The following is a 9,813-nucleotide window of genomic DNA, read 5'->3' on the forward strand; positions in this document are numbered from 1 at the left end:
TTAATGGATACCCCCCTGTCTGACCCTATTTCGGCTGAATGCCCCTGCGGCCCGGATCTGGAGTATGATCCAGAGTACCTGTTGCTGTTCACCCGCGCCTTAGCGCGTGAAGAGGCGCAATATGGCGATTTTGTCAGTACACCGGAAACTATTAACTGGGCGGAGCTGGAGCGGGACGCCCGCCGCCTGCTGGCACGCAGTAAAGATATCCGCATCCTGGTTGTCCTGCTGCGTTGCCGTATCCAGCAGGCCGGAGCCAGAGGGCTGGTGGAGACACTCACGCTTCTGGAAACGTTGTGTGTCACAAACCCGGACACCATCCATCCACAACTGCTTACGGCTGAAGATACCACCGCCGAAGATGCGGCTGTAGCACGCAGTAACGCGCTGTCGGCGCTACTGGACCACGAAGGCGTAATGGCTGATATTCGTGGCATTACGCTATCAAACAACGCCGCCATGCGCCTTCAGGTTCGGGATGTGGAACGTTCGCTGTCTGCATCACGCCCGGCGGATGCGCTGGCACCGGAATCAGTACGTCAGCAACTGGCCGACCTGGAAGCACGCGGCGCACTGCCGCTGGACGCATTTCGCCAGGCCGCCGAGATCACTGAGCGACTGCAACACCATGCTCGTGAAACGCTGAATGACCTGGCCCCGGACTTTTCGCGTCTGACGCAACTGCTGACCCTGTTGCCTGGGGCGGTACAGACAACTACGCCAGAAATCCCACAACCAAAACCGCAGGCTGATCAGCCGAAGTATGCTGCTATCGATAATACCAGACTGACACTAGCAGGGCATGTCGCTCCCACAGTGGATATACCAGCCGAAACGACCGCAAAGATCATCGCAGAGCCACAGCAAATCAGCGATCGGAACGACGCACTGAAACGCCTGCGAGTCATCCGCCGCTGGTTTGAGCACAGTGAACCAAGCAGTCCGACCATTCCTTTGTTGCGTCAGGCGGAACGACTGGTCGGTAAACGCTTTTCGGAGATAATCAATGAAGTTCCAGCAGAACTGCTGGAGAAGTGGGATGCGCAGGAATAACCAAAATGACCAGAACTTATAACTACTGGTCATTATATGGTGTAACTATTTTCTGGATTAAATCCATTTAACTTCCGGGGTGAAAAATCCCGAAAGCCAGAAACGACAAAAGCCTGAACCATTGCTGATTCAGGCTTTCTAAATATTGGCGGAACGGACGGGACTCGAACCCGCGACCCCCTGCGTGACAGGCAGGTATTCTAACCGACTGAACTACCGCTCCGCGTTTTATTCCGTTGGGAACGAGGCGAATACTACGGATTGCCTCGCCCTTCGTCAATTGTTTTTCTCATCTTTTGAATCGTTTGCTGCAAAAATCGCCCAACTCGCTATTTTTAGCACCTTTTACATGTATTTATGCCCGCCAGAGGCAGCTTCCGCCCTTCTTCTGCACCAGATCGAGACGAGCTTCATGCGCTGCTAGCTCTTCATCCGTCGCAAAAACAACGCGTAACTTACTTGCCTGGCGCACAATGCGCTGAATTGTTGCTTCACCTTGTTGCTGTTGTGTTTCACCTTCCATCGCAAAAGCCATCGACGTTTGGCCACCGGTCATCGCCAGATAAACTTCCGCAAGGATCTGGGCATCGAGTAATGCCCCGTGCAATGTACGCTTGCTGTTATCTATTTCGTAGCGGGCGCATAACGCATCGAGGCTGTTGCGCTTACCAGGAAACATTTTCCTCGCTACCGCAAGGCTATCGGTGACCTTACAGAAGGTATTGGTCTTCGGAATATCGCGCTTGAGCAGCGAAAACTCGTAGTCCATAAAGCCGATATCGAACGCTGCGTTATGGATCACCAGCTCCGCGCCACGAATATAGTCCATGAACTCATCAGCTACTTCGGCAAACGTAGGCTTATCGAGCAAAAACTCATCGGCAATACCATGTACGCCAAAGGCTTCCGGATCCACCAGCCGATCGGGCTTAAGATAAACGTGAAAGTTATTGCCCGTCAGTCGACGGTTCACCACTTCAACGGCACCAATCTCAATGATCTTGTGGCCTTCATAGTGCGCACCAATCTGGTTCATACCGGTGGTTTCGGTATCGAGAACGATCTGGCGTGTAATTGCAGTGCTCATAGCGGTCATTTATGTCAGACTTGTCGTTTTACAGTTCGATTCAATTACAGGAAGTCTACCAGAGATGCTTAAACAGGTAGAAATTTTCACCGATGGTTCGTGTCTGGGTAATCCAGGACCTGGGGGTTACGGCGCTATTTTACGTTATCGCGGACGCGAGAAAACCTTTAGCGCAGGCTACACCCGCACCACCAATAACCGTATGGAGTTGATGGCTGCTATTGTCGCGCTGGAAGCGTTAAAAGAACATTGCGAAGTCATTTTGAGTACCGACAGCCAGTATGTCCGCCAGGGGATTACCCAGTGGATCCATAACTGGAAAAAACGTGGCTGGAAAACCGCAGACAAAAAACCGGTAAAAAATGTCGATCTCTGGCAACGTCTTGATGCCGCGCTGGGACAGCATCAAATCAAATGGGAATGGGTAAAAGGCCATGCCGGACACCCGGAAAACGAACGCTGTGATGAACTGGCTCGTGCTGCGGCAATGAATCCCACGCTGGAAGATACGGGCTATCAAGTCGAAGTTTAAGCCTGTGGTTTACGACATTGCCGGGTGGCACCGACCGCCTGGCGAATTCGCGGTTTGTTTTTACTCTGTTTCATCGGATTTAGCGTTAAAGGAATAGTCCGTTTCCGGGCAACAATAAGTTGTAAGCAACCAAGCGCAGGAATGTGCGTGCTCAATAGTTTTCCACCGTGCTTGTTCCACGGGAGAACATGGAAACGGCTGGCGTGTAGCACTTCAAAATTCAACAAAGAGAGCCAGTCCAGTTGCCGCATCAGAGTAAACATCCGGCTGTTATAGGGCGATGTTTTTCGCAATACCGGCACAAGTTTGCGTAATCCCATTAAACTGATGGGATTGAAGCCGCTAATAACCAGCCAGCCATCATCAATCAATACCCTATCGGCTTCGCGCAATAAACGATGCGGATCAGTGCACCACGGCAATGTATGCGCCAGTAGACAAACATCGACGGATTTATCGGCAAAAGGAAGATGAAGTGGGTCCGCCTGCACCTGGACGGGCATTCCTTGCGCTGAAACATTCACTTGATGAGAAACCGCGCACGCTTCGCAATTGATTTCTGCGCTTAAATTGCCAATCTTAAGCAGATGAAAACCATACATTTTAGCGAACCACGGGTTGAGCTGGCGTTCCAGCGCCTTGCGATAAAGCTCTCCCCAGGGCAAATCGCCCCAGCAATCAGGAGCCACGACAGTTTGGGGGATCCTTGCCGGTTTCATCACAACCTTCCGTTTCGCACTGAGAGGTAATATATGAATCTTAACAGTATTTCCGCCTTTGATGACAATTACATCTGGGTTTTGTCTGATGAAGCAGGTCGTTGCCTGATTGTCGACCCAGGAGAGGCAGAACCCGTATTAAAGGCGATTTCAGCTAACAACTGGCAACCAGTAGCGATTTTCCTCACCCACCATCACCACGATCACGTTGGCGGTGTAAAAGAACTGGTAGAAAAGTATCCGCAAATTGTGGTGTATGGGCCAGAAGAGACACAAGATAAGGGAACAACGCAGGTAGTCAAAGATGGCGATACTGCCTTCGTTTTGGGGCATGAATTTAGTGTAATTGCTACGCCAGGTCACACTTTAGGACATATCTGTTACTTTAGCAAACCTTATCTATTTTGTGGCGACACTCTGTTTTCTGGCGGTTGCGGTAGACTATTCGAAGGCACTGCATCACAGATGTATCAATCACTTAAAAAATTAAGTGAACTTCCTGACGATACTCTGGTGTGTTGCGCTCACGAATATACTTTATCAAATATGAAGTTTGCTTTGAGCATTCTTCCGCACGATTTGTCTATAAATGATTATTATCGTAAAGTTAAGGAGTTACGGGCAAAAAATCAAATAACACTACCCGTAATTCTGAAAAATGAGCGGCAAAATAATGTTTTTTTGAGAACAGAAGATATTGATTTAATTAATGTAATTAATAAAGAAACATTATTGCAACAACCTGAAGAACGTTTTGCCTGGTTAAGGTCAAAGAAAGATAGATTCTGATAAAACTTTCTTGTCATCAGCTTCGTTCGCCGTTATGATCGGTCGTCTTTTAAGCAACTATTGACACACACATGAAGGCAAAAGCGATATTACTCGCCTCTGTCCTGCTCGTGGGTTGCCAGAGTACTGGTAACGTTCAACAGCACGCACAGAGCCTTTCTGCAGCTGGTCAAGGGGAAGCAGCAAAGTTTACAAGTCAGGCACGATGGATGGACGATGGGACGTCTATCGCGCCGGATGGTGACTTGTGGGCTTTCATAGGCGACGAGCTAAAGATGGGAATTCCGGAAAACGACCGGATTCGCGAACAGAAACAGAAATATTTACGCAATAAGAGCTATCTCCACGATGTAACTTTACGGGCAGAGCCGTATATGTACTGGATAGCCGGGCAAGTTAAAAAACGTAACATGCCTATGGAACTGGTACTACTACCCATAGTGGAGAGCGCTTTTGATCCTCACGCGACGTCTGGCGCCAATGCCGCAGGCATCTGGCAGATCATTCCGAGCACGGGGCGCAATTATGGTTTGAAACAGACCCGCAATTATGACGCGCGTCGCGATGTTGTTGCTTCAACAACTGCCGCGCTGAACATGATGCAGCGTCTGAACAAGATGTTTGACGGCGACTGGCTTCTGACCGTAGCGGCTTATAACAGCGGCGAAGGTCGGGTCATGAAGGCAATTAAAACGAACAAAGCGCGTGGGAAATCCACGGACTTCTGGTCGTTACCGTTGCCGCAGGAAACGAAGCAGTACGTGCCTAAGATGCTGGCATTGAGTGATATTCTCAAAAACAGCAAGCGTTATGGTGTACGTCTGCCGACGACCGATGAAAGCCGTGCTCTGGCGCGTGTACACCTGAGTAGCCCGGTTGAAATGGCGAAGGTTGCAGATATGGCGGGAATTTCCGTCAGCAAACTGAAGACCTTCAACGCTGGCGTGAAAGGCTCCACGCTGGGCGCAAGTGGTCCACAGTACGTGATGGTGCCAAAGAAACATGCAGATCAACTGCGTGAATCTCTGGCTTCAGGCGAAATTGCTGCCGTACAGTCGACACTGGTTGCCGACAATACGCCGCTTAATAGCCGCGTTTACACCGTACGCTCTGGCGACACGCTTTCAAGCATCGCTTCACGTCTCGGCGTAAGCACAAAGAATTTGCAGCAGTGGAACAATCTGCGCGGTTCTAAGCTGAAACCAGGTCAAAGTCTGACAATTGGCGCTGGTAGTAGCGCACAGCGGTTGGCAAACAACAGCGATAGCATTACGTATCGTGTGCGCAAAGGTGATTCGCTTTCAAGCATTGCTAAGCGTCACGGCGTAAACATCAAAGATGTGATGCGCTGGAACAGCGATACTGCGAATCTGCAACCAGGCGACAAGCTGACGTTGTTTGTGAAAAACAACAATATGCCAGATTCCTGACAAACCAGATAACAGAAAGGCACCGATTCCCCCGGTGCCTTTTTTATTTATGCCGCTTTATGTGCTTCAACCATGATGATATCACTGGTGAAAGAGCCATCATTCTGCAAGGCAAAATACGTTTTCACCTCTGTCGATGCGCTCTGTTGGTAAACGCGAATAGCGTCCACTAACACTTCTGGCGTACGCATTCTCGCAACCCACGAAGAGAATTCCAGAGGTAATTTATCGGTGATCACATTATCGACAAGCAGATATGCTTCATTGATTAACGTCAACCACTCACCGCTGGCGTAATTACGCACGTGAGAAGCATCGCGCAATGCTTCTATCGTCTGTAACCAAATATCGCGTACCGGGTGACCCGGAGACATTACGTCCATCACAATCAGCATACCGCCGGGCTTCAAGACCCGATTCACTTCACGCAATGCCGCACCGACATCATGCCAGTGGTGAGCAGAATAACGACTAATAACAATATTAAAGGTGTGATCGGCAAAAGGCAGGCTTTCGGCATACCCCTGGCGGGTGGTGATATTTTTCAGTTGTCGGGTATCTGCAGCCTGTGCAACAACATCCAGCATTTGGGAAGATAAGTCATACGCCACCACTTCCTGCACGTTTTGCGCAGCGACAAAGCTGGCATGTCCTGCTCCACAGCCCATATCAAGTACGCAAGCCTCAGGATACTCTGCCAGACACGCCGCCAGGCGCTGTAAGTCGCGCCCGGATGCATGCACGGCACTGGTTAAATATTCACTGGCCTGCGAGCTAAATTGCTTTTCTACGTGCTCATGGTGGGATTGTGTTGTCATTGCACTGTCCTTTTGTTGTTTGAGTATAAAAAGGCAGCGCCAAACGTTGGTCTGCCCTGTGGCAGACCTGACATACCTTATTTATCAGGCTTGCCGGGACTGAATTCAACGAGTAGCGGATTGTGATCAGAAGCGCGCGTAACCAGTACGGAAGCTTCGCTGACATTCAGACCACGGTAGAAAACAAAATCGAGCGGGCGACCAAACGCCCGGCGGCGCTGATCATCAGTAAAACGCACCTGGCGCAGCGACATTTCTCGCGCAAAGCGATATAACGCGTTCATCCTTCTACGGCTCCAGGCATTGAAATCTCCCGCCATAATGACCGGACCGCTGTGGTGGGCTATCTGATCGCCAATAGGAAGCAATTGCTTGCTATAAACATCCACGCCCAGACTGAAGTTGACCGCATGGATATTGACTACCATCAACAGGCGGGTGTCAGGTAATGGATAGACCGTCACCAGTGCCGATTTCGCCAGACGTAAAATAGGTTCACGTTCGCGTAACGGGCAACAATACACCGGATGCGCTGCCGAAAGGGTCATTACGCCGGAAGGATGTTGTGGCAGAACAAAAGCGGGCACCTGATCGGCAGCAAGATAGTTAGCGGTCGCAAACTGCACTAACTCTGGCGTTGTCTGCGCTTCCTGCAATAACACCAGATGTGCATCTTTGCCGTAGTTCTTTAATACCGACAACCATTCAGCGCGTTGCTGTTTGTAAATGTTCCACACCAGGATCCGAATACGCTCTTCGGTACTTAACGGTTCTCCGGGTGGTAATGCCTGGCCGATGCTCGCAAATGACCCCGGCGGTAAGATCCTTTCCGCAGGTTGTCCAGCTACATAGCGCATGGCATAGGTATTTTTTCGCACTTTTGACTTTGAAACCTCTATTACGTCAACCCTTCCGCACTCGGGAGGGTTCTACTGTTATAGGGATTTTAGCTCACTCTTTCAACGAGCAATTGTATATTGTTATGTAAGCAAGTGCTTACACCGCACAGAATTTTGCTCATTATTGAGAACATTAAATCGGATGACATATTACGTATCCTGATGGTTTAATAACAAATAAATTCAAAATATCTCTTCTATTTTGCAACAGGAGCAAAAATGAAAGCCACGTCGGAAGAACTCGCCATTTTTGTTTCGGTCGTCGAAAGCGGCAGCTTTAGCCGGGCAGCGGAACAATTAGGGCAAGCAAACTCAGCAGTCAGCCGTGCGGTAAAAAAGCTGGAAATGAAACTTGGCGTCAGCCTACTTAATCGAACCACACGACAACTTAGCCTGACGGAAGAAGGCGAGCGTTATTTTCGTCGCGTACAGTCAATTTTGCAGGAGATGGCAGCGGCAGAATCAGAAATTATGGAGACGCGTAATACACCGCGCGGACTGTTACGGATCGATGCCGCAACCCCCGTGGTACTACACTTTCTGATGCCGTTAATTAAGCCTTTCCGCGAACGCTATCCGGAAGTCACTTTATCGCTAGTCTCCTCCGAAACGATTATTAATTTGATCGAAAGAAAAGTGGATGTCGCGATTCGCGCCGGTACGTTAACGGATTCCAGCTTACGAGCCAGGCCGTTATTTAACAGTTATCGAAAAATTATCGCCTCCCCCGACTATATTGCCCGCTACGGGAAGCCAGAAACTATCGACGATTTAAAGCAACATGTTTGCCTGGGATTCACTGAACCCGCTTCCCTCAATACCTGGCCGATAGCCTGTAGCGATGGACAATTACATGAGGTGAAGTACGGTTTGTCATCCAATAGTGGAGAAACACTGAAACAGCTTTGCCTGAGTGGCAACGGGATTGCGTGTTTGTCCGACTATATGATCGACAGAGAAATTGCTCGTGGTGAACTGGTGGAGTTAATGGCAGATAAAGTGTTGCCAGTGGAAATGCCCTTCAGCGCCGTCTATTACAGCGACCGCGCGGTAAGTACTCGCATCCGGGCCTTTATCGATTTCCTTAGCGAGCATATAAAAACAGCTCCCGCAGGAGCTGTCAGAGAGGCTTAATCCCATTCAGGAGCCAGACCTTCCGGACTTACGAGGCGGTCGTTGCAATCCAGTTCGGCGATCGCTTTTTTGTCTTCTGCATCAAGCTGTAAACTTTGTGCCTTAAGATTACTTTCCAGGTTTTCACGTTTAGTGGAAGACGGTATTACTGAGTAGCCTTCCTCCATTGCCCACGCCAGAATTACTTGTGCCGGGGTCGCATTGTGTTTAGCTGCGATACGAGCAATAACCTCATCTTTCAGAGCCTTCCCATAAGCCAGCGTCATATAGGAAGTAATATGAATGCCGTGCTGTTTAGCCCAGGCGACCACTTTACGGTTTTGCAGATAAGGAGAGAGTTCAATCTGGTTGGTAGCGATGTTTTCAGCGCCAACAGCAGCAATTGCCTTTTCCATCAACGGGATCGTGAAGTTGGAAATACCGATTTCACGCGTCAGCCCTTGTTTTTTCGCTTCCAGCAACGCCTGCATAAACTCTTCAACAGAGACTTCATCGTTTGGTGACGGCCAGTGGATTAGCGTCAGATCAACATAATCGGTACGCAATTTTTGCAGGCTCTCTTTCAGACTCGGGATCAGTTTGTCTTTGCTGAGATTTTCAATCCAGATTTTAGTGGTGATATAGAGTTCATTACGTGGCACGCCACTTTCTGCAATCGCCTGACCTACTGCAGCTTCGTTATCATAGATTTGTGCGGTATCAATTGCGCGATAGCCAAGTTCAAGCGCCGTTTTCACAGATGCAATAACAACGTCGTCTTTGAGACGGAAAGTACCTAAACCAAATGCAGGGATAGCCATAATATGCCTCTTCTAATGCTATGTTCGTTAACTGAGATGATTATGGGCTTCAGACTGTTGCGGAAAAAGAGCGTAAAATGCAGAGGATTTTTGCGATTTTGGCAATAATAGAAATACAGACGAAAAAAAACCTCGAGCGTTAACTCGAGGTTTCTTAATAAGTGGCGGAACGGACGGGACTCGAACCCGCGACCCCCTGCGTGACAGGCAGGTATTCTAACCGACTGAACTACCGCTCCACCGAATTCTTTTACAACCACCGGTTTTATGACCGGCTTACTGCTTAATTTGATGCCTGGCAGTTTATGAATCACTTCGTGATTCACCCTTCGGGCCCTTGCTTCGCAACGTTCAAAAGCTTTCGCTTTTGTCCTACTCTCTTATCGAGTAGTGAACTGCCTCAAAGGTCAGTGCCATTCTTCGTAATTTGATGCCTGGCAGTTCCCTACTCTCGCATGGGGAGACCCCACACTACCATCGGCGCTACGGCGTTTCACTTCTGAGTTCGGCATGGGGTCAGGTGGGACCACCGCGCTACGGCCGCCAGGCAAA

Annotated in this window: 10 protein-coding genes, 2 tRNA genes and 1 rRNA gene; 5 read left to right on the forward strand and 8 right to left on the reverse strand. The window is 49.4% G+C overall.

Annotated elements, in window-relative coordinates; genetic code table 11:
- Positions 1-3 precede the first annotated feature (3 nt).
- Entirely contained in the window at positions 4-1,053 is a 1,050-nt protein-coding gene (locus tag A7Z06_RS20930) for a type VI secretion system protein TssA (protein ID WP_000380756.1), read from the forward strand.
- A gap of 146 nt (positions 1,054-1,199) precedes the next feature.
- Here A7Z06_RS20930 and A7Z06_RS20935 read toward each other — a convergent pair.
- Positions 1,200-1,276 (reverse strand) — tRNA-Asp (locus A7Z06_RS20935).
- Positions 1,277-1,408: 132 nt separating this feature from the next.
- Complete coding sequence (gene dnaQ / locus A7Z06_RS20940; RefSeq protein ID WP_001366128.1) at positions 1,409-2,140, reverse strand: DNA polymerase III subunit epsilon; 732 nt, start codon at positions 2,138-2,140, stop codon at positions 1,409-1,411.
- A gap of 64 nt (positions 2,141-2,204) precedes the next feature.
- Between dnaQ and rnhA the strand changes: the two genes are divergently transcribed.
- Positions 2,205-2,672 carry a ribonuclease HI gene (rnhA, locus tag A7Z06_RS20945; RefSeq protein WP_000917883.1) on the forward strand — a complete coding sequence of 156 codons (468 nt, stop codon included), beginning with the start codon at positions 2,205-2,207 and terminating at the stop codon, positions 2,670-2,672.
- Here rnhA and A7Z06_RS20950 read toward each other — a convergent pair.
- Entirely contained in the window at positions 2,669-3,391 is a 723-nt protein-coding gene (locus tag A7Z06_RS20950) for a class I SAM-dependent methyltransferase (RefSeq protein ID WP_010344979.1), read from the reverse strand. The two genes, rnhA and A7Z06_RS20950, sit on opposite strands and share 4 nt — an antisense overlap.
- 33 nt (positions 3,392-3,424) lie before the next feature.
- Here A7Z06_RS20950 and gloB point away from each other — a divergent pair, with 33 nt between their 5' ends.
- The gene (gene gloB, locus A7Z06_RS20955; RefSeq protein ID WP_001052784.1) at positions 3,425-4,180 is read left to right on the forward strand and encodes a hydroxyacylglutathione hydrolase; all 756 of its coding nucleotides are present in this window, start codon (positions 3,425-3,427) and stop codon (positions 4,178-4,180) included.
- 71 nt (positions 4,181-4,251) lie between these two features.
- Positions 4,252-5,610, forward strand: a complete 1,359-nt coding sequence (gene mltD, locus A7Z06_RS20960) for a murein transglycosylase D (RefSeq protein ID WP_000644688.1) — start codon at positions 4,252-4,254, stop codon at positions 5,608-5,610.
- A 47-nt stretch (positions 5,611-5,657) separates the two neighbouring features.
- On the opposite strand, the gene A7Z06_RS20965 is transcribed toward mltD, so the two are convergent.
- Together A7Z06_RS20965 and A7Z06_RS20970 are read right to left on the reverse strand one after the other, a co-directional pair.
- The gene (locus A7Z06_RS20965) at positions 5,658-6,428 is read right to left on the reverse strand and encodes a class I SAM-dependent methyltransferase (protein ID WP_000211735.1); all 771 of its coding nucleotides are present in this window, start codon (positions 6,426-6,428) and stop codon (positions 5,658-5,660) included.
- Between the two features lie 77 nt (positions 6,429-6,505).
- Positions 6,506-7,306 carry an endonuclease/exonuclease/phosphatase family protein gene (locus A7Z06_RS20970; protein WP_001230983.1) on the reverse strand — a complete coding sequence of 267 codons (801 nt, stop codon included), beginning with the start codon at positions 7,304-7,306 and terminating at the stop codon, positions 6,506-6,508.
- Between the two features lie 240 nt (positions 7,307-7,546).
- On the opposite strand from A7Z06_RS20970, the gene yafC reads away from it, so the two are divergent.
- A complete protein-coding gene (gene yafC, locus A7Z06_RS20975; protein ID WP_000648557.1) occupies positions 7,547-8,461 on the forward strand; it encodes a DNA-binding transcriptional regulator YafC in 915 nt (304 codons plus the stop codon).
- Here yafC and dkgB read toward each other — a convergent pair.
- The 3 genes from dkgB to rrf all read right to left on the reverse strand — a co-directional run bounded on the left by dkgB (position 8,458) and on the right by rrf (position 9,809).
- Positions 8,458-9,261, reverse strand: a complete 804-nt coding sequence (gene dkgB, locus A7Z06_RS20980) for a 2,5-didehydrogluconate reductase DkgB (protein WP_000997006.1) — start codon at positions 9,259-9,261, stop codon at positions 8,458-8,460. The genes yafC and dkgB overlap by 4 nt on opposite strands.
- Positions 9,262-9,423: 162 nt before the next feature.
- Positions 9,424-9,500, reverse strand: a tRNA-Asp gene (locus tag A7Z06_RS20985).
- Positions 9,501-9,693: 193 nt separating this feature from the next.
- Positions 9,694-9,809: ribosomal RNA gene (rrf, locus tag A7Z06_RS20990) — 5S ribosomal RNA — on the reverse strand.
- Positions 9,810-9,813 lie beyond the last annotated feature (4 nt).

The organism is Escherichia sp. MOD1-EC6819 (genome assembly GCF_002965765.1).
In the GTDB taxonomy this organism is placed as follows: Bacteria; Pseudomonadota; Gammaproteobacteria; order Enterobacterales; family Enterobacteriaceae; genus Escherichia; species Escherichia ruysiae.

Excerpts from the sequence above, each read along its gene's own strand:
- gloB (WP_001052784.1), top strand. The coding sequence starts at position 3,425 with ATGAATCTTAACAGTATTTCCGCCTTTGATGACAATTACATCTGGGTT.
- rnhA (WP_000917883.1), top strand. The coding sequence starts at position 2,205 with ATGCTTAAACAGGTAGAAATTTTCACCGATGGTTCGTGTCTGGGTAAT.
- dnaQ (WP_001366128.1), bottom strand. The coding sequence starts at position 2,140 with ATGAGCACTGCAATTACACGCCAGATCGTTCTCGATACCGAAACCACC.
- A7Z06_RS20965 (WP_000211735.1), bottom strand. The coding sequence starts at position 6,428 with ATGACAACACAATCCCACCATGAGCACGTAGAAAAGCAATTTAGCTCG.
- dkgB (WP_000997006.1), bottom strand. The coding sequence starts at position 9,261 with ATGGCTATCCCTGCATTTGGTTTAGGTACTTTCCGTCTCAAAGACGAC.
- mltD (WP_000644688.1), top strand. The coding sequence starts at position 4,252 with ATGAAGGCAAAAGCGATATTACTCGCCTCTGTCCTGCTCGTGGGTTGC.
- A7Z06_RS20950 (WP_010344979.1), bottom strand. The coding sequence starts at position 3,391 with ATGAAACCGGCAAGGATCCCCCAAACTGTCGTGGCTCCTGATTGCTGG.
- yafC (WP_000648557.1), top strand. The coding sequence starts at position 7,547 with ATGAAAGCCACGTCGGAAGAACTCGCCATTTTTGTTTCGGTCGTCGAA.
- A7Z06_RS20930 (WP_000380756.1), top strand. The coding sequence starts at position 4 with ATGGATACCCCCCTGTCTGACCCTATTTCGGCTGAATGCCCCTGCGGC.